The following is a 24,279-nucleotide window of genomic DNA, read 5'->3' as shown; positions in this document are numbered from 1 at the left end:
CAAGGTAGTGTAACATCTTAGTTGTTAACCAAAACACAAGTAGAAAGGGGGCTGAAAAATGGAAGACAAATCAACCATGCTGATGAAAAAACTGAAAGAAGATCCGGTATTGGCGGAAAAACTTTTTTCTCAGGAAACCGCTGAAGAAGCTCAAACTGTGTTGGCGGCAGAAGGCATGATATTTGATATGGAAGAAATAAAACAACTTGAGGCGACTGTGGCAAAATTCATGGTGACCGATGAAGCGGAACTATCAAAGGAAGACCTGGATAATGTGGCAGGTGGTACGGGTTTTGGATCTGGTAGAGAACACCCCGTTGGAAGGTGGTAAGCAACAAATGCGGGTGTAGTCTGGCACCAAGAACAGACATGAGACCATATAAAAAGTGAAAGGTGGATGAAGAATGGAAGAAAAATTGAAATGGTTATTTCGAAAGCTGGAAGCCGAAGAGCAGTTGGCTGAAAAGCTGTTCCAGCAGGAAACCCCGGAAGAGGTACAGGTTTTATTAAAGGAAAACAGCCTGGAGATGACCATTGAAGAAATTATTGCAGCAAGGGATATTTTGAACAGAACTGTCGCGCCTTCAGAAGCAGGCGAATTATCTGAGGAGGACCTGGATAACGTGGCTGGGGGATATCGGGGACATAAGTCACCGAAGACACCTGGATATTATATCATATGGTAAAAAGGCAGCCATCATAAGAAGTGAAAGGTGGATGAATATGGAAGATAAATTGAGATTGTTACAACAGAAACTGGAAGCGGATGAGCAGTTGGCTGAAAAGTTGTTCCAGCTGGAAACGCCGGAAGAGGTACAGGTTTTTCTAAAAGAAAACGATGTGGAGATGACCATTGAAGAAATAAATGCAGCAAGGGAAGCATTGATCACATCCATCACACCCTCAGAAACAGGCGAACTATCTGAAGAGAACCTGGATAGAGTGGCTGGCGGATCAATGGGGGAGGGACCAAGGAGAATAAGAATGAGGATGCATCTAACATGGTAGAAGGGCAACCTTCAACACACCACGACAAAAGAGCGCGAAATGATCTCATTAAGAAAAGGAGACCTGAGAGATGAATACCATATGGCGTTCGGAAAAGAACATGTTGGCGGCATACCGGATGCCGGGAGGTCACTGCATTTATGTACAGGCCCTTCAGCTGAATCAACTGGGGCAGTGGCTGGAAACAGGTGAGTCCAATCCCCTGGTGCAGCGACTGATAGATGATTTTGGACTGCCGGAAAACCCCTCCCAGGAGGAACGTCTCCACTATATAACACTCATTGAGGCCACGAGAACTGTTTCACCACCCCAACGCTCTATGACAGCACCGGAAGTCATCAACCTGGAACTGACCACCCGGTGCCCCCTTCGCTGCCCCCAGTGCTATTGCACCCTGGAGAATGGAAGAGACCTGAATCCGGAAACAGCGGAAAAAGCCCTGGAGGAAGCAGCGGCGATGAAGGTGCCCAACATCAACCTGAGTGGCGGCGAAACCCTGGCCTACCCCCATCTGGACCGGCTGCTGCGAAAGATCCGGGCCCTGGGAATGATTTCATCCATTGCCATCAGTGGCTGGGGATTTGACCGGGAACGCTTGCGCCAGCTGAAAGCCGCAGGTGTTGATGATGTGTATGTGTCGCTGAACGGATCCACTGAGGCAGTGAACCGGTTATCACGGGAAGGTTATCATGAAGCGATGAATGCCCTTCGGTTGCTTCAAGAAGATGGTGAAACCAAAGCCTACATCAATTGGGTGGCACGGGAAGACAACATCGCCGATTTTCCTGACCTGGTGAAACTGGCAGAAGCTCATGACATGGATGGCGTGGTGATTCTGGAAACAAAACCGGATGCGACCATGAGCATCCAGGCACCCATCAAAAAAGAGAGTCTCCTGCAGCTGGCAGCCTATTTGAAAGAGTGCCGTCGCCAGAAAGACAGCATGCCAGTGCTGGTGGAGCCCTGTTTTTCCCCTTTGAGAGCAGAACTTGGAAAATCATTTTTCTTCAACCATAACCAGGGGATTCACAGAGGATGTGGTGCCGGAAGAAACGGAGCGGCACTCGATGTGGACGGCAACTGGACTCCCTGCCGCCATGTGATGACACCAGAGCCGTACCCCAGTCTACAAGCATACTGGCTACATTCACCCATTCTAAAAGGGTTACGGGAACACGAAGAAAACCGGGACGCCAGTTGTGAAGCCTGTGAACTGAAGGCAAACTGCCTGCCATGCCGTGCCGCAGGGCATGGCTATCAATGCTCATTAGTATAAAAAACTAAGGAGATGAAGTCATGGAAGAGAAAATGAAAAAGCTGGGAGAAATGATGGAAGCAGATGAGGTTTTTGCAAAAGAACTGTATATGCAGGAAACGGCTGAAGAGGTACAGGTACTGTTGAAAGAAAAAGGGCTGGAGTTTACGCTGGAAGAACTCAAACAGGTATATGAAGCAACCTTGAAAGCACTGGAAGCAGAGGCTGTCGGTCATGAACTGTCGGAGAATGACATGGAAGAAGTGGCAGGCGGATATATCCCTCCGTATCAGAAGCCCGACAGCTACTCCATGATAAATAGAAAGCCGCTCATAAATGAACTGACAGCAGCAGGTGACGTTAGAGGCAGGTGGTAGAACACTGATCATCACCCGGGAGCAAAGAAAAGGCTCCCACCCCCGTCTGGCAAATTAATACCTGGATCGAATTGGTCAGGGTTTTTCAGCAGACCACCAATATAGTAGAATTGGAAGATAACGAGACAAGCAAATTTGGAAGCATTGAGAAAGTGATGCTGCTTCTCAGGTGAAGAGATCCTCCAGAGGGGAATGCACTTCAGAGGAACCTTGCCCATGATTGGAGGGGGTGACGGCTCCAACGGGCGATGACCGGCGACAGACAGGCTGCCGGAAAAAGGAAAGCATAACGAGAGGAGATGAAGTCATGGAAGAGAAAATGAAAAAGCTGCGATCGTTAATGGAAGCAGATGAGGTTTTTGCAAAGGAACTGTATATGAAAGAAACCGCTGAAGAGGCACAGGTCCTGTTGAAAGAAAAGGGGCTGGAGTTTACGCTGGAAGAACTCAAACAGGTATATGAAGCAACCTTGAAAGCACTGGAAGCACAGGCCGCTGGAAAAGAACTGTCAGAGAGTGAATTGGAAGAAGTGGCAGGTGGCTTTGGGTTTACTAACCAGATGTTGATGCCGATCACTCAGGTGACGATCGGCGGACAACCGACTGTTAAACCCGGCAAAGGCGGTTGGTAGCAACAAATATGCCAATCAGTCATACTAAAAAAGAGCCAAAAGCCATGCTTCTGGCTCTTTTCAAGAGAAAGGCCAGTCCTTAACCTGTCGGCCCATGAAGGGGTGAAGCTGTGAAAAAAATAGTTTCGTACATAGGCAGTCACCGGGGACAGAAGTCAGGCACTGCGCAGCTGGCAGAAAAGATGTGTGAAAAAGCCGGGGCCGTGTGTGACACGCAAGTTACCTGGGAGATCATGACGTCAGATCAGCTGCAATTACAGGCATGTCGTGGGTGTTGCGACTGTTTCAGGACGGGAAGCTGTCTTTTGGACAGGGAAGATGATGGCGGGTTGATGAAAGAAAAACTGCTGGAGGCTGATTTTGTGATACTGGGGAGTCCTGTGTACGCCCTTCAAGTCTCCGGCCAGACAAAAACCCTGATTGACCGGCTGAGTTACTGGCTTCACCTGTTTCGCCTGGCCGGAAAACCTGGCATCGCCCTCACCACAACCTCCTCATCCGGTGAAGCAGAAGTGCTTGGTTATTTGATTCGGGTGATGGCGTACATGGGGGTTCGGGTCGTGGGCGGGTACAGCGTATTCACCCAGTTTCCGGGAGAATTTCATAATCCGAAGGACGTTGAAAGGAAGGCAGAGCTGGGAGGCACCGTCATCAGTCAGTATCTGTCCGGTGAAAAACGCCTTGTCTCAAACGACCGACTGGAGAATCTGTTTCACGGCATGAAAGAAAGCATCATAAGGGGCAGGGTGATGAAGCCGGCAGAATACCGGTTCTGGGAAGAACATGGCTACTTCAGCCACGAAAGCTATCAGTCCCTCATGGATGCCATTGCCGCAAACACCCATGTTCCAGGAGGTTCTCGATGAGACTGACAGAGGCAGAAATGCGAAAAATGGCGTTGAAGGCCCGGTTTATCAGGGAACGAATGAATGAAAATGAGACAGGGAAACAAAGGGAGAATTTGAAAAACAGCCGGGAACGACTGGCCCTCTGGCAAAAGAAGGCGGCAGCCAGAGGCAGTGAAACAAGCTTTCACAATCGCTTGAAAATGGACGGCCTCACCTGGGAAGAGGCCCTTCGTTTGGCGGGAGAGGTAGAAACAGGAAACGAAGAAGAAGAAGAAGAAGAAGAAAAAGACGGCGAGGGCGAATGGCCAGGAGAGCTGCCCCCATACATGGAGACAGTTAACAGGATGTTGTCAGGGCTTTCTGTGTTGAATCCAGAAGAATGGAAGCGGGAAAGTGAAACCTTCTGGCAGTCGCACCAGAAAAGTCGAAAAGACAAAGTTCCTGACGGTAACGAAGATATGGATGAAAACAGTGACAGGGCTGAAAACAGTGACAGGGACCATCAAGACATTGGCCGGGAACACCCGTCAGTGGCAGCGGTTCAGGCGCAAACAGGCATCACCGTGCTTTATCCGTTGGTTCGAACCCTGGAAAACCAGCTGAAGAAGTCTTGGGGACCTGATGAAGGGGCATTTTTTTCAGAAAAAGCAGTCGCTGACTGCAGCAGGCTGCTGCTGGATGCGTTTCGGAAAACCTGCAGTGCCACCCTGACGCAATGTTTCAAGATTTTTGTGCTTCGCAGGGAATCCATGAAGTACCTGCGGCAGATGAATGACACACAGCAGATACACTGCCTGCACCTCTTTGCCGATCACCTGCTGGCAGGGGGCTGGAAAGAAGTTTTCGTGGAATTTCCCGTGCTGGCAAGACTTTTGGCCATCAGTGCCCATCACTGGATCACCAACATGACGGCACTGGCGGCTCACTACCGCCAGGACCTCCCACAGCTGGAGAAGACGCTGAATGAGGGACAACCCCTTGGAGCCATTCAACGCATCAGCGGCAATCTGGGAGATACCCACGACCGGGGAAAAAGCGTGGTGGTGCTCACCTGTGAATCTGGCCGTCAGCTGGTCTACAAGCCACGCAATTTGCTGATTGACAGCTGTTATACGTCGTTGCTTGATCAACTTGGTACACGCGGCTTCCCCTACACGCTGAAAGTACCGAAAACGGTGAATGCCGGAGATCATGGCTGGGCACAGTTTATGAAGCACACCAGCCTTGCATCCCGTGGAGAAGCGAAGGCATATTACCAGCGGATGGGAGGGTGGCTGGCCCTTGTCTACGCCATGGGGGGCTGTGATTTTCATGATGAAAATGTCATTGCCTGCGGTGCCCACCCGGTACTCATTGACCTGGAAACAGTGATCTCCCACGGCGTCACCATTGAACCGCAGAGCGACCAGGGCATGCAGGGAGCCTCTGTGCTGAACCTGGGATTCCTGCCAATCTGGCTGCAGGAGTCAGCGGAATCATGGGTTGACCGCAGTTCCCTGAACAGCAGCATCAGGGAAAGTGTGCCGGTTTTCAATGGCAGACGGGAGTTGGTTTTTGACCACCGGCAGGCATTCTTAGAGGGGTTCACAAAAGCATATGAATTTCTGATGAAGGAAGGCAGCGCTGCCATCTGTCAATGGGCAGAAGAAACAGTGCGGGGCAAAAAGGTGCCGGTGCGGTTTGTGATGCGCAAAACCTGGACATACGCGCAACTGCAGGCATGCCTGGTCTCCCCCCGGTGTCTGGAAGACGGCTTTCTTTATTCCGCCGAAGCCGAACGCCTGGCAGCCCCCTACCTGCTGCATTCCACTGTTGCAGAGATGACAAAAAACTGGCCGGCGTTTCAGGCAGAGTGTCGTCATCTGGAGGCGGGTGATGTGCCGATTTTCGGCGGCTATGCAGACGAGAAAGGGCTCTATGATCCCCATGATTGCCTTGTGGCCGATTATTTCACCCACACAGCCCTTCAGCGGGCAGAGCAGCATATGAAAGGGCTGAACAGGGAAGATTTAGAGCGACAGACGGCCTATATCCAGGCGTCTTTGCACATCAGGAATGAAACCACTCACACCGCGGGCACGGCAGCACTGCAGACAAATGAAAAATCCGTGAATCAGGCAGCTTCCTCCGAGAATTCTTCCATGGGTGCCTCTATGACTTTCTCTATGGATTCAGCGGTTTTCAGAGAAGCTGCCATGAACATCTGTCATGAATGGTGTCGTCAAATGGAAAAACAGGGGCACGATCTTTCTCTTTCTCCCTCCTATCACTACCATTTGCGCAGTCAAATCATCGAAATCGTACCCATGAGAGCCACCCTGTACGACGGATGGATGGGAGTTGCCCTCTTCATGGCGGCCTGTTTCAGGGCCACAGGAGAGAAGGCGGCACAGACATGGGCACTGAAGCTGATGAATCCCTTCTGTGAAGAGCTGAAGCATGCTGGCTTGTCTGCCCCACTGAACCGTCTGCCTGTGGGAACAGCCCACGGGTTGGGAGGGATGCTGCTGACACTGGCGAGAGTGGGGGAATACCTGGAAGATCCAACACTTTTCGTGGCGGCAGAAACGGTGGTTCGCGGCATTCCCCGGGAATCCATCAAAAGAAGTAATACCTGGGACTGGTTTGAAGGGCTGGCCGGGTTGGTGCATGGGCTGTTGGTGGCAGCGGAAGTGCTGCCTGACGGAACCACTGATGAACTGACGGACAGCTGCATTGAAAGGATTTTATGGGCAAAGGACCAGTGGTGGCATCCGTCAACGGACAAAAGGATGAGACAGACAACCGACAGAGAGATTCCTGTGCTGACCATGGGAATGGGGGCACGAAGCGGCATTCTGCAGGTGCTGATCCGCTACAATGAAAAACAAAACCGCCCGGAGGTGGAAGAAATCATCCGGCAAGGCGTCAGGGCAGAAGCAGCTTTGCTGGAGGAACTATCCACCGAAAAAGAAGCCGTTCCCCTCAGTTTGTGCAGCGGCATTGCAGGCATGGGCCTGATGTGGGCAAGCCTGGAAAAATGCGGCCGGGAAGAAATGAAAAGCATCGGCCGCAACAATATGAACCGCATCGCCACCATGTTTGATCAATACCAGCCGCTTCAGACAAATGATTTGTGCTGCGGCAACAGCGGTGTGGCAGAATGGCGGCTGGCGGCTGACGGGTCATTGGAAACCTGTCGTCATTTGTTGCACCGGCACGATACCCATCTTTGGAATCCTTCTTTATTTAAGGGATTGACCGGCATTGGCTACACCCTGCTACGGGCTTCTGAGGAAAAAACCATTCATAGTCTGTTTTTTTGAAATTTGACAAGCAATCAGGTGTCATTTTAGATATAATGAAAACAGTGGAATAAGGGTTTGTTCAGCAGTCACACAGATGGCCAAGGGCAATTGCCGTGCAACCATAAATGACAAAAGGAAAGGTGGAAACAACATGTTGGAAAAAATGAAGCAAATGCAGGCGAAAATGGAAGCAAACCCTGAACTGGTGGAAAAACTGACCCGGCAAGAAAGTCCTGAAGAAGTGCAAGCAGTCCTGAAAGAAGTTGGACTGGACTTTACCGAAGAAGAAGTGGAGCAATTGGGAGCGCTCTTGGCAAAGCAAATGAAAGCCATACAAGGAGAACTTTCAGAGGACGATCTGGATGGCGTTGCCGGCGGAACGATGGAAATGAAATTTGATTTGAACCAAGCGGCTCAAGACATGTCAAAATTCATTGTGACAGCTGTTGATGTGGGCAAAGCATTGCACAGCACGTTGCAACGCTGGTAGACCATCGGAACACAGAGAACTGATGTTATTTGCAAGTGAGCACTCATGCGATCCCGAAAACAGCTCCCCGAACCGTTTTCGGGATCAACCTGTTCGTGGAAAACGAGGATCACCTCATACAGTGAAAACAAAAGTGATGACATGGATGATTGCAAAGAGGGAAGGAGAGAATGATGTCAGGAATGAAAAAATGGCTGGAACTGAAAGAAAAACTGGAAAGCAGCGAAGCATTACTCCTTACCCTGATGGAACAGGAACGGCCGGAAGATGCGCAGCTGCTTCTGGAAGGAGAGGGCATGCGCTTCAACCTGAAAGAAATACATCTATTGAGGGACGCCCTGCTACAGTCGGTTTGCTTTGCAGAGGGCGAGCTTTCTGATGAAGCGCTTAACGAAGTGGGTGGCGGATATATAACGTCAGAGATAAGCACTCTTTTTGACCCAAGCACACGAAAGTTTGACAGCGCGTTGAACAGTCCGCAGTTTATCAGCATGGCAAAGACAGCACTGAAAAGCAGATGGTAAAAGAGGAAAACATCAAACATTCTTATCAGAGGTGACAACATGCAACTCATTCAGGAAGTTATGATGGTGGGCCTGGGAGCCATTGGCGGTGCCTATGCCCTGAAATTTGTCAACAAGCCGGGCGTTACCCTGCGGGTGCTGGCAGGTGGGGAACGGAAAAAAAGATATGAGGCGAAAGGCTTCCAAATCAATGACACCCCTTACCAGTTCCGATACGCCGATCCGGCAGAACCCCAGCCAACACCGGCCCAGCTGATCATTGTGGCGGTGAAAGACTACGGCCTGCAGGAAGCCATCACAGAAATGGCCCCCTTCGTGGGAGAAGACACCCTTATCCTTTCCCTGATGAACGGCATCACCAGTGAAGAACGGCTGGGTGAAGCCTTTGGGGCTGAAAAGGTGCTTTACGGCATTTGTATGGGACTGGACGGTTTTCGGGACGGCAATGTGATTCGATTCAAGCAATACGGCACCATGAGCTTCGGAAAAGCCGACAACACCCAGTGGTCGCCAGAAGTGGAACGGGTGGCCGCCCTTTTTGACCAGATGGATATTGTCTACCAGGTGCCCCAGAACATGCTGTATGAACTGTGGTATAAATTTATGGTAAACGTGGGCATTAACCAGGCATCAGCAGTGGTGGGAGAAGGCTTTAGCGCCTTTCAGACAATTTCGGAGGCCCATCAGCTGATGCAGGATGCCATGAAAGAAGTGCTTCAGATAACGCAGAAAAACGGCGTGAAGCTGACCCCTGCCGATCTGGATAAATGGGATGCAGTGCTGGTGAACATGCCGCCGGAAAGCCGGCCTTCCATGCTCAACGATCTGGAAAGCGGACGCCAGACAGAGGTGGAGATGCTGGCAGGCACTGTCTGCCGCCTGGGGAAGGCGTTGGGAGTGCCCACCCCGGTGAATCAGGTGCTTTATCAGGCCATTCGGGCGAAAGAGCAGGCCACAAGAGAGGGTCTTTAGGTGACAGGCAAACAAACAAGATGGCAACAACAGTTTCCAATCAAATCGATGTTGATCCTTATCAGTGTGATGCTGGTGATCTTCACGGCACTGGTCGGTTTTTGGATACCGGAGAATAAGCCGTTAACTACTGCAGCAACTGCAACAGAGATAGACTCTTTTCGGGTTGAAAAGGGTGTTTTTGACCTGCGCCAGTGGAACCCGGAGATGAACCCACTGCTGTCAATGAACGGTGACTGGGAAATTTTTACAGATCAGTTGCTGACACCGGAAGAATTACCGGCATTTCAACCTTCACATGAGCCGCCAACGATTCCCATCCCGGCCGAAATCATGCCGGGAAAACCACTTTCAGAGCTGGACGCCAACGGGTATGCCACTTTGCGGGTACGGGTGCTGTTTCCGGAGAATGAAGGGATTTATGGCTTGAAATTCGCCTATTTCGCCTCAGCCTACCGGGTATGGGTGAACGGAAAAGAACTTGTCAGTGCCGGTACGCCTGTCACCAACCCGGCAGAATGTAAGCCCCGGTACCTGCCATCGGAACTGTTGTTTCATCACGTGGATGGTGAAGTGGAGGTGGTGGTGCAGGTCTCTAATTTTCACCACCGACGCATGCGGCTGCGACCGGTGTTTCTGGGTGACGGCCAGGCAATTACCCGACTCACCCAGCGTCAGATCATCAACGAAAGCCTGATTTTCGGAAGCCTCATGGTAATAGCCCTGTATTATGGGGTGTTGTATCTGATTCAACGGCGTGAACCGGCCCTCCTCTCTTTGGCAACGGCTGCCTTCATCACAGCCATCAGAAGCGGTGTCATCGGTGAGCGGGTACTGGTACGCCTGTGGCCCCAGATGCCGGGAGAGCTGATGATGAAACTGGGATACCTTCCCGTGTTCATTTTGCTGCCACTGCTGGTGATGTATGTGCGGGATATTCTTGATTCGTCGGAAATGGACCGGGCGGCTCGACTGAGCCTGTGGGCAGTGCTGAGTTTCACCCTCTTTGTGGCAGTGGTTCCTGTAAGCATCTATGATGCCGCCTTTCAATACGGGCAGGGACTGATTCTTTTAGGATCCATCTATCTGATTTATGTGATGGTGGTGTACGGGTTTCGCAAAAAGAACCAGGGGGCATATGCCATGGCCGCCGGCTCGGTGGTGGTGTTACTGGCCGCCGGCAGTGACATGCTGCGGGAATTTACGCTTTGGAACGCCCCCGAGCTGGTGTCAGAAGGATTGCTGATCTTCATCATGATTCAGGCGGGCTTTCTTGCCTGGCGCTTTAACCATGCGTTTCTGCGTGCCAACACCCTGGCAACGGAAAATGCGGCCATGTATGAAGAAATTCAACATATGAACCGGGACTTGGAAGAAAAAATCCGGCAGCGCACCCTGGAACTGACCAATACCAACCGGAAGCTGATGCTCATGTCCCGCACCGATGCCCTTACAGGTGCAGACAACAGACGCTCATTTGAAGAAAAGCTCCAGAAAGAGTGGCATCGACTGAAACGTGAAAACCAGCCACTGGCACTCATTATGAGTGACATTGACTTTTTCAAGGAATACAATGATCAGTTTGGTCATCCCGAGGGGGATGCGTGCCTGCGGCAGGTGGCAGCCGCCATTGGCAAAACCCTTCGCCGTGAAACCGATGTATTGGCCCGATACGGCGGCGAAGAGTTCATCATTATGCTGCCCAATACCGATATGGCGGGAGCCTGTCGGGTGGCGGAAAAAATTAGAAAGAATGTGGAAGCTCTGCAAATTAAGCATCCATATTCCCAAATTCATCGGGTGATCACCGTCAGTTTTGGAGTGGCGGCCGCCACACCATCTCGAGCAACAACACCGGAAGCCCTGGTTCGCAGGGCAGATCAAGCCCTCTATGCAGCCAAGCAACAGGGACGCAACTGTGTGGTGCTGACTGATGAGCAACACACAATCCCCCCAAAAGATCTCCAAAGTGAAGCTAAAAATGGCCTTCAGAAAGAACCCCCAAAAAATCTCCAGAATAAATTGGAAAATGATCTCCCGAATGGTTTTCGAAAGTATTTGGGATAAAGGCAGCAGCGAAAGTATTTGGGATAAAGGCAGCAGCGGATCTGGAGAAACCCTGATGAGCAACAGGATGCTGATGTGAAAGAATCTGGGAGCTTGAATCGCCAAAAGCGGTGCAGCAGAGTGATGAGGGAAGAGTTGAATATCTGAGAGGAGCGGAAGACCATTGAGCTCAAAAAGACTTTTTTCAGGCTGCAAATACTGCCGAATGGCCTATGGGCTTATTGGCCTGGTGGCGCTGTTACTCAACTATCTTTTTATGCTCAATGGGGTTCATCATGATTTCGGTCCACTTCAGGGAGGTTACCGATTGATGCGGCTCTTCACCAATCAGACCAATTTGTTGGTGGTTGCCTGGAGCCTGTACTCCTGCCTGAAAACACCGGAGCGCCGGGAAGGTCTGCACCTGCCCAAAGGCCTTCGGGGTGGACTGGCGGTGTATATCACCCTCACCATGGCAGTGTTCCACGTTTATTTGCGTCAGGGCTATTTCCTCACCCCCCCTTTATTTGCCGTAAGTCTTGTGGCGCATTACCTGGTGCCCCTGGCCTATCTGACAGACTGGCTGCTGACAGAATCAAGGGGTTATTACCGGTGGCACTTTCTGACGTACTGGAGCCTGTACCCCTTGGGCTATGGACTGGTGACCATGGTCGTTGGCAGCCTGACAGGAGAATACCCCTACCCCTTTTTAAACTGGCAAGAACAGGGAGTCGGCCCAGTGCTGCTGCAGTCGGCGGGGGTCCTGCTGGCGGTGTTGTTGCTGGGGGTGGTGGCGATTGTTCTCAATCAGAAGCTGCTGCGTCAAGGAGCACGAGAAAGCTAATGCCACATTTAATGAACATCGCAGGAATTGGCCGCAGTTCGACAGTACCCGTTGCTGAAAAGTCGGGCACCTTGACAAGGTTTCAAATTTTGTTTATGCTACAAAGGCAGGCACGGAAACAACCTGCACCCACTATCATGCACCTGTAGCTCAGGGGATAGAGCAACGGTTTCCTAAACCGCAGGTCGGAGGTTCAAATCCTCTCAGGTGCGCCAATATACCCCCTTGAATTTGCAGAAGCATGCAAAAAAACAAGGGGGTTGTTTTCAATCAGTGTATGATCAGTTTGTCATGGAGGGGTGCCCTTGCAGAACAGAAAAGGAAATCAAAGACAGTGGGTTTCGTTCATCTGTTATTAAAGCCCTTTCATCCCCGATTCAGGGCCAGTTTCTTTTGGAAGCCACTGCAATACCGATACAATAGAGACAGTCAGTATAGGCCCTTTCATTTGATGAGACAAAGGGACCTAAGGCTTCAAAGGGACTGAGGAAAGGGCGTTATGATGAAACTGTCAAGAACTGCCCTGATCATTTAAAACAGAATAGGAGATGAGACAACATGAATCAACAAAGTGGGAAGAAGCGGTGGATCTTGGTTTTAATATCGATCTTACTGTTGGGACAGCCCCTTGCAGTCAGCGGCATCACAGTTCAAGTGGATGGAAGAACCCTACCCATGGATGTGGCGCCTGTCACCATGCAGGGCCGAACCATGGTGCCCCTGCGCAGCATTTTTGAAGCTCTGGGGGCAGAGACGCAATGGGATCCAGATAACCAGAGTATTAAAGCATCGGTGGAAGATACAGTTGTCAACTTGCATATCGGAAGCCCCTATTCAATGGTTAACGGCAAGTTTGTCATCGTGGATGTGCCGCCGACCATTATTAACGGTCGAACCATGGTACCTGCCAGATATGTGGCAGAATCCCTGGGGGCAAAGGTTGACTGGTTGCCTGATAGCCAGACGGTAGCCATTACTTCGAAAGATAACATAGTTCATGTACCTGGTGGTGCCCCTTCTTTTTCGATTGAGCAGCCCTTGTACTCAACCTTTGATACGACAGACCTGCCCTTTGATATCCCTGAGAACCCGTATGAAGAAGTGATCATTCATTACGCAGAAGATAATTATGCCCGCATCACCTTGGATTATCCCAATATCGACATCGAAGGACGCGTGCCAAAGGCTTATCATGGAAAAAAGGTAATGGCTACCATGGCAGGTTATTTTATGTCCAAGCATTTCCCTGTTGACTCATCCGGGCATTTTAAAGGTTCTTTTTCAGTCTATGAAAAGCAGGATACGCCTGAATTCTATATCGATGGCAAACGCAATCCACAGCCTACTTTAAGAGAAAGTTTGACAGGCGGAAGTGAATTTGGAATCATGGTAAGGCTGCCACATATCACGGACCCCAGTGGCAGGAATGTTACATTCAAGGTGAGGCTTTCTGAGGATGAGCAAGACCTGTATTTTGACATTAATGAAAAGAAATACAAGGAAAACCTCCGGTTTCTCAGCGAGCCAACAGCAAAAGATCTTGAGGTGCTTGGTAAAAATGATCCTCGGTATTCCCAGTTAGTTGACATTGTGAACCAGGTGGTGAAACCTGGCATGAGTGATTATGAAAAAGCGTATGCTATTTCCGTCTGGGTTGCAGATAACATTTACTATGGTTTAAATATTCAGGGATACAAAGGTGGCACATTGTACGATGTCCTTGAGCGGCGTTGGGGCGTTTGTTCCGGGTATGATAAGCTGACAGTGGCCCTTCTTCAAACTGCCGGTATTCCGGCCCGAACGAATATGGGTCACATTACCAGGCGTGGCCGAACAGAAGGGCATCAATGGACTTCCTTCTATGCAGATGGCCGCTGGGTCCTTGTGGATACCACCTGGATGTCAAAAAATCAATATTTTGGAGATGTCGATACGTATTCAAAGGGGAGTTCAATGAACCTTGAGGAGTTTGATATACACATTATCCACTTGTCAGAAACCCGGGGTTAGGGGCTACTTGACAACCAAGATCTTTTTCAGATTCTTCATTTCCCAAAGAAAGAGCCACTCCTTTTACAGCTGTTTTGAAAAGGGTTGCCGGCATCTGGCAATTCCTACCCCTCAACATCCGTAGAAGCCAGTGCTGCAGCAGAGCAACAGGAGGACCGGATCATGGCCTGGCGGTAAATGTCCAGCAAGGTTTCGGCCAGATGGGTTTTATCCTGCTGCGCCACATGACGACGGCAGCGCAGCCGCCACCCCTGCCACTGTGTGGTGCTCAGGCGATGAAAAAAATGGAGATGCCGGGCCAGGGTGGCAGCGTCATCATACACAAAGCCGTTGACCCCGTCGTTTACCTGCTGTCGGTTCCAGGGGTCAAAGCGCTGCAAAACAGGGAGACCAGTGGCCTGAGCCTCCAGCAGGGCAATGGACATCATTTCAGTGGTGGAGGCAGTGACAAAAAGATCTGCCGCGCCATAATACTGGGGCATGGCATCATGGGGCACCTTTCCGGCAAAAGTGACGGGAAGGTGCTTTTCTCTTGCCAGGGCCTTAAGAGCGTTTCCATCAGGGCCGTCTCCCACAATAAGCAGGTGAAGATTTTGCTCACTGGATACCTGCAGATGCCAGGCTTCCAATAGATGGTCAAGACCCTTCTCCCTTCCCAGTCGTCCCACAAAAATGGCCAGAGTGGTCTTTTCATCAATCCCCAGCTGGCGGCGCAGGGCGGTGCGCAGGTGGGGGGAATTGTCGGCAGGCTGAAAACGTTCGAGATCAACACTGTTGGGCACCAGCACAAAAGGCGTGGTCACTTTCCGGGCTTTAAGGTAGGCAGCGGCCTTCTCAGAAGGCCCGGTGGTCATGGCCGCTGCCGATGCCAGCAGCTTGACATGAGAACGGGAAATCATCCGCACCAGGGGCATGAGGGGAGGCGGTGCCAGATAGTGCAAGTATTCATCATAAGCAGTGTGCAGGGTATATACCAGGGGCACCTTCAACAGGCGGGAAGCCAGCAGGCCAAAGGTACCCACCCCAAATTCCTGATGAATGTGAATCACATCCGGCCTGAAATCCCGGAGAATCCGGTAGCGTTTCCAGTTGAAAGGAGCCGCCAGTCCATAACCGTACACGCGCTTCATGGCTATGCCGGGACACCGGAGCACGCCCTGGGCATCCACCTGATGACGGCGCAGGTCGGGGTCGGCGGTGATGAGCAGCACCTCATGGCCCAAATCCCGCAGACCGTCGGCCAGTACGGTAATGTGGGTGGTAACTCCGTTGGTGTAAGGGTGCCAGGTTTCTGTTAAAAGGGCAATTTTCATGGGAACACCTCCAGCCGGAAAGGGTGTTGAGTAGTGGTTGAATTGATTTTACCCAAATTCATGCCTTTACAACAGAAAGATGATGGTACTTCTAAAAAGGAAGACATTCCATGTGGTTTGCCAGAGGCTATCTTCGGTGTTCAATTGCGATGAAGATCCGGCTGGAGGGCTTCATATGCAATACATGAATCATGTATGCGTCATCCCAGTAAGCGTTGTAGCTGATTTGTTCCCGGGTCTCAAAGAGCGTACTCGCATAATCAAAAGACTCTGCCACAATATTCAGCTCGCCCAGCTTAGATGCTAAAATAGCTCTTCCGAAATCCAGTCCATGCTGTTCTAAGGATAACGGAATGTACATGGCCAGTTCCAATCGGCTGTCAAGGTCGAAATAGACTTCCAGATCTTGGGGTAACGGCTCTGCATAGTGGTATCCATTTTGCCATGCAATGCTTTCAGTTGCATCCCTCAATGGAGGAAATGTCACTTCGACAGGCACTGAGGCGGCTGACTGGTTTATTCCGACGCCAAGACTTCCAAAAGTGTTGCTTCCCCATGTCCATACCCGGCCATCTGCACCAAGTGCAATAGAATGCTTTGTTGAAGTGGATATCTTGACAATGTTGTGCAGGTTCTTCACCTGTACGGGCGAAAAACTGGATTCAGTGGTACCGTTGCCAAGCCTTCCGCGAAAATTGTTGCCCCATGCCCAGACAGTTCCATCGTTTTTCAATGCAACAGCTGTGCGGAATCCCGTACTGACGTCAACCACATTGGAAAGGGTGCTTATTTGAACGGGTGTCTGTCTCGAAGTATCGGTGCCGTCTCCAAGCATGCCATTATCATTAAAACCCCAGCTCCATAAGGTGCCGTCGGACTTGATGGCCATGGTGATGGAACTTCCTGCCTGGATTTTGACCACATTATTAAGATTGGTTGCTTGAACAGGCAGGGGGTGTCCATATGTTGGCGGCCCTGTTGTCGTGCCATTTCCCATGGTTCCTGATCCGTTCATACCCCACGACCACACTGTGCCGTCGCTCTTGAGAGCAACACTGTGATGGCTGCCGGCTGAGATGGCAATGACATTATCCAAGCCACTTACAGGAAGCGCTGTACTGCTGTCCTCAAAAGTACCGTTCCCCAATTGACCATGTTTGTTGTTGCCCCACGCCCAGACGGTACCATCACGTTTGAGGCCCAGGGTGTGTCCAAGTCCAGCCGAAACGTCAACATAGTCCTGAAGGCCATTTATCTTTTGGGGTGTCACCAGATAATTGGCGGCGGGATGCCAGTTGGTTAAGTCGGAAATTTCATTCAAAGATGCATTGGCAGGATCAACGTCGCTGTAAACGCCCCATCCATAAACGCTGCCATTTTGTTGAAAAGCCACCACAGATCTGCTTGCATTAAGGCGCTGAACATTGGTCAGCCCTTCGATTTTAACAGGAATGAATCGACTTGGCGAAAAAGCATAGTACATCATTTCACTTCGTTGTTTCTTAACTTCGGTGATTCCATCACCAACAAATGATCCACCCCAACCCCAAACGGTTCCGTCACTCATCAAGACATAAGAACCATATCCGGTGGTTGAAGCAACATCGACCACGCTGCGTTGGGCATTCACTGCTTTTTCAGGCATCATTTCAGTGGCAGAGGGTGAAGGCGCTTCTTCTGAAGTGAGGTGAGGTGAAGTGCTGGATGCTTCGCTTTGAGAGGTGCTTGGTGAAGTGGATATATGAATCTGATGGTTGGCACCATCCCAAACCACTTGACCACCGAAACTTTCACTGACAAACCGGGCAGGTACCATGGTGCGGCCATTGACCAGTGTTCCGGGAACATCGATTTCCACAGGGGCTCCATTAACTGTCGGGTAGCGGCTTCCTATGGGAAGAACAACGGTGGTGGTTCCTTTACGTCCGGTGACGGTGCGCGTTTGGTCATTCCATTCCACTTCGGCTCCCAGTGATTCGAAAATAGCCCTGAGAGGAACCAGGGTTCTCCCCTCGATGAGGGCAGGCGGCACGTCCATTTGAAGCAGAACGTCATCTACCGTTACACGAATGGGGGGTGCAGCTGATACAGGGGCAGCTGCAAGGCCTGCAAAGAGTATGACAATGAGAATGATGGCGATGATTCGACGGTTCATTATTTCAGCTCCTTTTGCTTTAAATCGGTTTTCTTTCATTGTATCATGTTGCTTTGGAATGAACCACTAATAGACTCTGCCAGGAGAGCATGATAAAGCGCCTGGCGTGTCCCATCAACCTTCAAAGAATAACCGCTTGTGCAGATTTTTGACCGCTTGATCACGGCCTGTTGAAAAACATTTGACAGCATGCTACTTTAGTGAAAACAACGACAGCCAGTCGCCACCGACCACTCGTCATCGACAATCAGCCACCAGCCGCCAAACTTCTATAAAAGAAGCTTGGTTGTTTTTTTTATGACATAGGATAAAGAAAGGCTAAAGAAGTAAAAAGAAGCTGTGAAGTAAGAAGTTGAAAGAAGCTGTGAATACTGAGGGTCTTCTTGGCGAGGAGTTCGATTGAAACAGTTTTCCCAGGCCGATAGGAGCGGTTCAGTGGCAGGAATCAGTGGCAGATGGCCTGTCTGACATTTTCAGCATAGGAAGGAGGAGAAAAGCGAAACCCGGCAAAAACCCGAGGACTGCAGGGAATCAAAGAAACGCTGACCAGGGTGCTGCAGGGAATCAAAGAAACGCTGACCAGTGTGCTGCAGGGAATCAGGGAGATACTGATCAGAGCACTGGAATGCTGTCGTGAACAACACCTTGTGCTTCAAACAAAATAACAGGACAATGCCCATGAACAAAAGGGCATTGAGCATTGGAGGAAACGATGATAATCAAAAGTATGAGCAGGTGCCTGAAAAGCACCTCTTTCCAACAAAAATCAAAGCAAATGATGGCATTAACATTGGCTGTTCTCATGGCCACCCCGGCCACGGGCTACGGCTTTTCTGCCCATGAACAGCAAGTGGAAACAATCACCGCTTTTGCACAGCTCACCGGTGAAATTACCAGCCAACAGCTGGCAGTGGGGGCCCGGGAATCGGATATTCATCTGCCAAACACGCTGGGCGTGACAATCAGCGGGCAACCAATGGCACTGCCGAATGTTCCCGAATTACCCGAACTACCTGAAACACCAGACGCATCCGAACTACCTGACACATCCGAAACACCAGACACACCAGATAACGGGGAAAGCATGGAAAACGGCGGACAACCTGGCGAAACCCTCCCCGAAGAAACACCACCTGACGGGAGCGCCCCGACAACACCAACAGCCGATGAATCCCACGGCGAGGCGGGACCTGCTTCAGATCAAGAAGATGAAACCGCTCAAGAAGGTGAAACCTCTCAAGGTGATGAAAACGACCCGGCAGGGAACACCACTGGGGAAATCCAGGGAACGGTGATCGTGGACAGTGACAAGGTGCCTTTATCAGGGTTCACCACCGAGTCTTCCAGCCGTTCGATCACACTGGAAGAGGTGCATTGGGTGATTGATGCTGAAAAAAGCAGCTCCCCATGGTTTGATGCCAGTGAAAACGGTGCCGGCTATACCTATGTGCCTGTTTTGCCGGCAGGCTACACCCTTGCAGAAGGTGTGAACCTGCCGGAAATCAGGGTGCTGATTGGCAGTGCCATGATGCACGCGTTATCTGACCCGGCACCCGTTGCCATCAGCGGCATAGCCGTTGACAGCGACGACTGGTATGCTGTCACAGACGCCAGCGGTGTGGTAAGTACCGAAGGAGCCGGTCCAGGCAACTGGCAGATTCATGTGACCAAAAGCGGCACCACTGCAACGGTAACATTAAAAGGGGCCACTCTTTCTAATCCTGTTTTTTCCAGTCATGCCATTGAAGTCAACGATTACGATTTAAACATCGTGCTACAGGGCACAAGCAACCAGATTGGAACCGCCAGCGGCAGTACCAGCGGCTATGCCATCTACAACGGCACCGGGGGAAAATCTATCAGCATCACCGGTGCCGGCCATCTGGACATCAGAGGCAACTATGGGATACGCATCAATGGAACAGGAGACGTTTCCATTGACATTGACGGCGATCTTACCCTGGAATCCACCTGGCAGATGATTCAAACCAGCGGCAATATCTCGGTGAAAGCCAACAGCATGACCATGAACGGACACTCGCTTCAAACCGGGAGCGGAGAGGTGTTTCTAAGGGCGAACAACGGGAACATCACCCTTCAGGGCACAGGGAATGCGGGCATCAATTCCCAGGAGAAGATCACCCTTTCAGCGCCGGAGGGTGGAGTTTCCCTAAGCGGCCAAGGCTATGCCATTAGCCAGTTAGGCAACCACACCATTTCCATTTCCGCAAAAAATGAAATTGTTTTGGCGCAAAGCATCCGGGGAGGGATGGGTGGAAGCGGCGGCAGTGACATTTCCCTTGTTTCAGAAACCGGAGATATCACCATTGACAGCAGCAATATACTCATTGAAAATGCAAAAATCAAAGTGGAGCTGGCGGCACCCAGGGGTGACATTCGACTGAAAACAACTGAACCACATAAATTCATTATTTCCGGAAGCGACTATACCCTCAACATCAGTGCCAAAGGGGTGGTGGACCTGCAAGGGAACAGCGGCATTTCAGGCTGCAGTTCAGCGGATATCAGAGGGCAGAAGATTCATATTGCTGCTCCGGGAAGCGGATATGCCCTGATGGCAGGGGCTGCCTCCATCACCAATCCGTCAGGGGGCAATGCCGCAGAAATCACTCTTTCAGGCGGCGGGGGCGGACGGCATGTGTTTCTGGGCGGTCATCTGACCCTCAAGGCGGACCAGGTGATCATCGCGGCGGCCAGTGACGCAGCAGGTGCCATTTCATCCACCGGCAATGTGAGCATCGGTGATGCAGGACTGGTCATCGGTGCAGTGAGCGCTGCCGGAACAATGACCATGGCAGACAAAGTGCTGCAGGTGGCAGCAGCTGGTCCTGACGCATCTGCAGGTCTGAACCTGGTCACAGCCCCCACCGTTTCCACCTATTACAAAGCGGGAGATGGCTATGCCCTGTTTGAGCCGGCCCAGGGAAGTTCGCCTGCCACGCTGGTGTTGAACAATGCCGGCATCATGGGCAGCGATATTCCCCTGCAAGTAGGTGAAGAAATGGTGATCCGGCTGCGGGGCACCAATCATTTGACAAACACCAACACACCAGGCGGTGTCGGAATGTTGGTGGCGACAGGCGGTGGCCCGTCTCGGTCAATCAGCCTTCAGGGTGGTACCGGCGACTCACTGCTGGTGTCAGCATGGCAATGCATTGCCGGGGTAGAAAACCTGACCATTTCCGGCGGTAACGTTGAGATGCGAGGTGCTGTTTACGGAATCATTGCTCAGGGAGATGTCCTGATAGAAAACGGCGCCCGGGTAACCCTTCAGGGGGGAGCCTTCGGGGGGGCCCTTGTCATGGGAGGTTTCATGGGCGGAGGGGGTGATCCCAAGCACCTCACCATCAGTGGTGGCAGCACCCTGGCTATTGAAGGCGATGCCATCATCTCTGGCAACCTCACCGTTGGCAGCGGCAGTACCATCACCCTTCAAGAAAGAAGCCGGTTCATGATTGATCGGGCAACTGCCATTATCAACCAGGGAACCATTGTCAACAATGGTATCATGCACCTTCCCCAGGATACCACCCCGGCGCAAATGGCAGCTCTGTCCATTTCCGGCAGTGGCATTCTACGGGTGGATGTGGTGGATGAAGTCGATGGCTCCTTCATAGGCTATAAGACTTACAAAAACGATGGTTCAGAACTGAAAGAAGTTGGTGGCCCGGATGGCCTTGACCTGACCACGGGCGACCACAGCGGCAAAACGGTGGTAAATGACGGTTATGCCTGGGATAACGCCAGCAACACGCTCACCCTGGGCAATGCCTATATTGACGGGAATGTGACACTGCCCGCCGAAACAATGGTTCATACCACAGGGTCCACAGTGATTCAGGGCAGGATGGAGAGCGATTACAGCAGGCCGCTGAATCTGACCTTCAGCGGGGCAGGCGCATTGTTCAGCGCTGGGGGCATCGGCGGCGCCTTTAACGGTGATACTGTCACCCTTCAGGAAGGCGCGCAAGTGACCATGGGAGGCGCCCTGTTTTTGGGTGGTTCAGGTGGGCAAGATGGCACACTGAACGTCACTGGCCAGGGCACCAACCTGACGGTTTCCTCTGCCCACGGCTACGCCGTGATGTGCGACACCGTGAATGTGTCCAACGGTGCCACCCTCATTGCAAACGGCGATTCCATTGGCGTGCAGGCGCTGGAAGGCGGCGTGAATGTCACCGGCGGGGCCACACTAACCACCAACTGCGACTACGGGGTATACATTGAGGATGGCAAGCTGACAGTGGATGACGACAGCAGGCTGATAACCAACGCCGCAGTGGCACCTTTCTGCATTGTTGACCGCACAGCCCACGCCAAAGAGCAGCAGGACGTTCTTTCACTGCCAGGGCTTCCTTCAGGAACCGAGATTGCTTTTGTGACAGGCACCCAGGCAACCTACTGGAGCCTGGTGGCTACGGGAAACAGTCTTTCCGTGACACAAGAAAACAGCTCGCCGGTGACCTTGTCAGGTGCCAAAGCCGGAACACTCCACTTCGTCAAAGCGACTAACCCCGGTGGAGACGATAATGGCGGCGGCAACGACAACGGCGGAGGCGACAATAATAATGGCGGCAATGATAATAATGGCGGTGGTAATAACGACGGCGGAGACGGCGATCATAATGGTGGCGGTAATGACAACGGCGGTGGCAGTTCCTCTGGCGGCTCCTCCCGTGCCAGGTCTTCAGCTGTGGTCACCACTGAAAAGAAGCCTGACCAGCCGGTGATGGGCAGTGTCAATGCCAATGGCAAGATTTCCGGCAGCCATGCAGTGATCATCATTACCGACAGCATGGTGAAAACAGCCATTGAAAAAGCTGAGAAAGCTGCAAAAGCGCAGAACAGAACAGCCAATGGCATTGGTGTGGAGGTAGTGCTTGTTGCTCCTGATGCCACCAGCTGGACCATCATCACAGAGCGTGCGGCACTGAACCGATTGGTCACCACCAATGTGAAGCTATTTCAGATGGTGGGGCTGCCGGTCAATGTCTCCTTTGACCAGGATTCTCTGAAACAGCAGCGCACCCAGGGTGACGGCGATATCACCATGACGCTGAAGCCAGTCGAAGTCAACAACCTTCGCAATACCTACGACATAACACTGAGCACGGTGAAAAATGGAAAAACCGTCAGTCTTGCTTCGTTAAGCAAGGGCATCGCAACGGTATCAATTCCCTACACACCAGCAAACGGCGAAGCAGTGGGCGGCCTGTACGCAGTGCATGTGGACAAAGAAGGCAACACCACCCGACTGGCCCATTCCGTCTACGACACCAACAGCGGCGCGGTGATCTTCACCACCCCCCACTTCTCCCAGTACGGCATCGGGTACACCGCACCCACAGCAGTCTTCACCGACAGCAGCACCCACTGGGCAAAAGAAAGCGTGGATTACCTGGTGGGCAGAGGTCTCATCACCGGCACCACCGAAACCACCTTTGCCCCCAATGCCCCCCTCACCCGGGGAACCCTGGCAACAGCCCTGGGCCGACTGGCAGGCATTGACATCAACACCTATACAACCAACCGCTTCACCGATGTGAAAGCCACCAGTGCCGAAGCCCCCTACATTGAGTGGGCCCACAGCAAAGGCATTATACCGGGAACCAGCAGCCGTCAGTTTGCCCCAGAGAAAGCAGTGACCCGGGAAGAAATGGCCGTCATCCTTGCCAATTACGCCAAGGCAACCGGCTACCCACTCCCCGTCACCCGGGAAGCCATCCCCTACACAGACACAGCCAGCATGACAAAAACCAACCAGGAAACCCTGAAAGCCATGCAGCAGGCAGGCATCCTCATGAGCAGCAGCGGCAAACAGTACAAACCAAAAGAAAAAGTCACCCGGGGAGAAGCCAGCGCCATCCTCACCCGCTACATCAAACTGACCATCAGCCCAGCCACCGCCCAGGAATGGACCCTAAACGATACCGGCCAGTACCAGTACTACCAAGACGGCAAAGCCCTCACCGGCTCCCAGACCATCCAGGGCGTCAAGTACTTCTTCAACACCGACGGCACCCTGAAAACCGGCTGGGTGCAAGACGGCAGCAACCGAAGATACTACGCAGGCAAGACCCTGGTGGTGGGCTGGAAAGACATGGAAACCAGCGGCAACCACACCACCTATTACTTCACCGGAGAAGGTCTCCTGATAACCGGCAAATGGCTTGAAGTGGAAGGCAAATGGTATTACTTCCACCCCGACGGCACCCTCGCCAGAAGCACCATCATCGACGGGTATGAAGTTGATGAAAATGGTGTGAGAAAGACAAGCTGAAATAGGGGGAGCTCAAAAGCCTGAGAGATCTCCCGAAAACAATCAAAAGCCTGCCCTTGAGTTCAAGGGCAGGCTGAGGTTGAAGACAAAGGGATTTAGCCAGGGCAGCTGACTCCAATCTTGTGTGTTTTTAGTCGAAAGTCTCGAAAACAGCGCCAGAACTCGCTGCGCTCAAACAGCAGGCGCTGGCGGTTTTCTCATCTTTTCGAAAAAACACT

At 51.7% G+C, this 24,279-nt stretch carries 17 protein-coding genes and 1 tRNA gene; 16 read left to right on the top strand and 2 right to left on the bottom strand.

Features of this window, described 5'->3' with window-relative positions; translation table 11 throughout:
• Positions 1 to 58 precede the first annotated feature (58 nt).
• The 15 genes from AAIG11_RS13150 to AAIG11_RS13080 all read left to right on the top strand — a co-directional run bounded on the left by AAIG11_RS13150 (position 59) and on the right by AAIG11_RS13080 (position 14,292).
• Entirely contained in the window at positions 59 to 331 is a 273-nt protein-coding gene (locus tag AAIG11_RS13150) for a Nif11-like leader peptide family RiPP precursor (RefSeq protein ID WP_283409353.1), read from the top strand.
• Between the two features lie 73 nt (positions 332 to 404).
• On the top strand, positions 405 to 686 hold the full coding sequence (locus tag AAIG11_RS13145; protein ID WP_283409352.1) for a Nif11-like leader peptide family RiPP precursor: 282 nt from the start codon (positions 405 to 407) through the stop codon (positions 684 to 686).
• Positions 687 to 723: 37 nt separating this feature from the next.
• The gene (locus tag AAIG11_RS13140) at positions 724 to 1,008 is read left to right on the top strand and encodes a Nif11-like leader peptide family RiPP precursor (RefSeq protein WP_283409351.1); all 285 of its coding nucleotides are present in this window, start codon (positions 724 to 726) and stop codon (positions 1,006 to 1,008) included.
• 70 nt (positions 1,009 to 1,078) lie between these two features.
• Positions 1,079 to 2,284 carry a radical SAM protein gene (locus AAIG11_RS13135; RefSeq protein WP_283409350.1) on the top strand — a complete coding sequence of 402 codons (1,206 nt, stop codon included), beginning with the start codon at positions 1,079 to 1,081 and terminating at the stop codon, positions 2,282 to 2,284.
• Between the two features lie 20 nt (positions 2,285 to 2,304).
• Positions 2,305 to 2,640 carry a Nif11-like leader peptide family RiPP precursor gene (locus AAIG11_RS13130; RefSeq protein ID WP_283409349.1) on the top strand — a complete coding sequence of 112 codons (336 nt, stop codon included), beginning with the start codon at positions 2,305 to 2,307 and terminating at the stop codon, positions 2,638 to 2,640.
• A gap of 307 nt (positions 2,641 to 2,947) precedes the next feature.
• Entirely contained in the window at positions 2,948 to 3,271 is a 324-nt protein-coding gene (locus AAIG11_RS13125; RefSeq protein ID WP_343186699.1) for a hypothetical protein, read from the top strand.
• Positions 3,272 to 3,381: 110 nt separating this feature from the next.
• Positions 3,382 to 4,137, top strand: coding sequence for a flavodoxin family protein (locus tag AAIG11_RS13120; protein ID WP_343186698.1), 756 nt, complete (start codon positions 3,382 to 3,384; stop codon positions 4,135 to 4,137).
• Entirely contained in the window at positions 4,134 to 7,424 is a 3,291-nt protein-coding gene (locus tag AAIG11_RS13115) for a type 2 lanthipeptide synthetase LanM family protein (RefSeq protein WP_343186697.1), read from the top strand. The genes AAIG11_RS13120 and AAIG11_RS13115 overlap by 4 nt, the downstream gene beginning before the upstream one ends.
• Positions 7,425 to 7,557: 133 nt before the next feature.
• On the top strand, positions 7,558 to 7,896 hold the full coding sequence (locus AAIG11_RS13110; protein WP_343186696.1) for a Nif11-like leader peptide family RiPP precursor: 339 nt from the start codon (positions 7,558 to 7,560) through the stop codon (positions 7,894 to 7,896).
• Positions 7,897 to 8,069: 173 nt separating this feature from the next.
• Positions 8,070 to 8,420, top strand: coding sequence for a hypothetical protein (locus tag AAIG11_RS13105; protein WP_343186695.1), 351 nt, complete (start codon positions 8,070 to 8,072; stop codon positions 8,418 to 8,420).
• Positions 8,421 to 8,459: 39 nt separating this feature from the next.
• Positions 8,460 to 9,392 carry a ketopantoate reductase family protein gene (locus tag AAIG11_RS13100; RefSeq protein ID WP_343186694.1) on the top strand — a complete coding sequence of 311 codons (933 nt, stop codon included), beginning with the start codon at positions 8,460 to 8,462 and terminating at the stop codon, positions 9,390 to 9,392.
• A gap of 48 nt (positions 9,393 to 9,440) precedes the next feature.
• Positions 9,441 to 11,459: a sensor domain-containing diguanylate cyclase gene (locus AAIG11_RS13095; RefSeq protein ID WP_343186693.1), complete on the top strand. Its 2,019-nt coding sequence runs from the start codon at positions 9,441 to 9,443 to the stop codon at positions 11,457 to 11,459.
• A 163-nt stretch (positions 11,460 to 11,622) separates the two neighbouring features.
• The gene (locus AAIG11_RS13090; RefSeq protein WP_343186692.1) at positions 11,623 to 12,282 is read left to right on the top strand and encodes a Pr6Pr family membrane protein; all 660 of its coding nucleotides are present in this window, start codon (positions 11,623 to 11,625) and stop codon (positions 12,280 to 12,282) included.
• A 139-nt stretch (positions 12,283 to 12,421) separates the two neighbouring features.
• Positions 12,422 to 12,497 (top strand) — tRNA-Arg (locus AAIG11_RS13085).
• Positions 12,498 to 12,840: 343 nt separating this feature from the next.
• Positions 12,841 to 14,292, top strand: a complete 1,452-nt coding sequence (locus AAIG11_RS13080; protein ID WP_343186691.1) for a stalk domain-containing protein — start codon at positions 12,841 to 12,843, stop codon at positions 14,290 to 14,292.
• A 104-nt stretch (positions 14,293 to 14,396) separates the two neighbouring features.
• On the opposite strand, the gene AAIG11_RS13075 is transcribed toward AAIG11_RS13080, so the two are convergent.
• Positions 14,397 to 15,605: a glycosyltransferase gene (locus AAIG11_RS13075; protein ID WP_343186690.1), complete on the bottom strand. Its 1,209-nt coding sequence runs from the start codon at positions 15,603 to 15,605 to the stop codon at positions 14,397 to 14,399.
• 127 nt (positions 15,606 to 15,732) lie between these two features.
• Positions 15,733 to 17,760, bottom strand: a complete 2,028-nt coding sequence (locus AAIG11_RS13070) for an RCC1 domain-containing protein (RefSeq protein ID WP_343186689.1) — start codon at positions 17,758 to 17,760, stop codon at positions 15,733 to 15,735.
• A gap of 712 nt (positions 17,761 to 18,472) precedes the next feature.
• On the opposite strand from AAIG11_RS13070, the gene AAIG11_RS13065 reads away from it, so the two are divergent.
• The gene (locus AAIG11_RS13065) at positions 18,473 to 24,061 is read left to right on the top strand and encodes an S-layer homology domain-containing protein (protein ID WP_343186688.1); all 5,589 of its coding nucleotides are present in this window, start codon (positions 18,473 to 18,475) and stop codon (positions 24,059 to 24,061) included.
• Positions 24,062 to 24,279: the final 218 nt, after the last annotated feature.

Source organism: Anoxynatronum sibiricum (assembly GCF_039414295.1).
Taxonomy (GTDB): Bacteria; Bacillota; Clostridia; order Peptostreptococcales; family Tindalliaceae; genus Anoxynatronum; species Anoxynatronum sibiricum.
Note: the sequence above shows the minus strand (reverse complement) of the source record. Positions and strands in the feature narration are given on the sequence as shown.

Bases quoted from the DNA above. Each gene is read 5' to 3' on its own strand.
- AAIG11_RS13150 (WP_283409353.1), top strand. From the start codon at position 59: ATGGAAGACAAATCAACCATGCTGATGAAAAAACTGAAAGAAGATCCG.
- AAIG11_RS13145 (WP_283409352.1), top strand. From the start codon at position 405: ATGGAAGAAAAATTGAAATGGTTATTTCGAAAGCTGGAAGCCGAAGAG.
- AAIG11_RS13140 (WP_283409351.1), top strand. From the start codon at position 724: ATGGAAGATAAATTGAGATTGTTACAACAGAAACTGGAAGCGGATGAG.
- AAIG11_RS13135 (WP_283409350.1), top strand. From the start codon at position 1,079: ATGAATACCATATGGCGTTCGGAAAAGAACATGTTGGCGGCATACCGG.
- AAIG11_RS13130 (WP_283409349.1), top strand. From the start codon at position 2,305: ATGGAAGAGAAAATGAAAAAGCTGGGAGAAATGATGGAAGCAGATGAG.
- AAIG11_RS13125 (WP_343186699.1), top strand. From the start codon at position 2,948: ATGGAAGAGAAAATGAAAAAGCTGCGATCGTTAATGGAAGCAGATGAG.
- AAIG11_RS13115 (WP_343186697.1), top strand. From the start codon at position 4,134: ATGAGACTGACAGAGGCAGAAATGCGAAAAATGGCGTTGAAGGCCCGG.
- AAIG11_RS13110 (WP_343186696.1), top strand. From the start codon at position 7,558: ATGTTGGAAAAAATGAAGCAAATGCAGGCGAAAATGGAAGCAAACCCT.
- AAIG11_RS13105 (WP_343186695.1), top strand. From the start codon at position 8,070: ATGTCAGGAATGAAAAAATGGCTGGAACTGAAAGAAAAACTGGAAAGC.
- AAIG11_RS13100 (WP_343186694.1), top strand. From the start codon at position 8,460: ATGCAACTCATTCAGGAAGTTATGATGGTGGGCCTGGGAGCCATTGGC.
- AAIG11_RS13095 (WP_343186693.1), top strand. From the start codon at position 9,441: ATGTTGATCCTTATCAGTGTGATGCTGGTGATCTTCACGGCACTGGTC.
- AAIG11_RS13080 (WP_343186691.1), top strand. From the start codon at position 12,841: ATGAATCAACAAAGTGGGAAGAAGCGGTGGATCTTGGTTTTAATATCG.
- AAIG11_RS13075 (WP_343186690.1), bottom strand. From the start codon at position 15,605: ATGAAAATTGCCCTTTTAACAGAAACCTGGCACCCTTACACCAACGGA.
- AAIG11_RS13070 (WP_343186689.1), bottom strand. From the start codon at position 17,760: ATGAACCGTCGAATCATCGCCATCATTCTCATTGTCATACTCTTTGCA.
- AAIG11_RS13065 (WP_343186688.1), top strand. From the start codon at position 18,473: ATGATAATCAAAAGTATGAGCAGGTGCCTGAAAAGCACCTCTTTCCAA.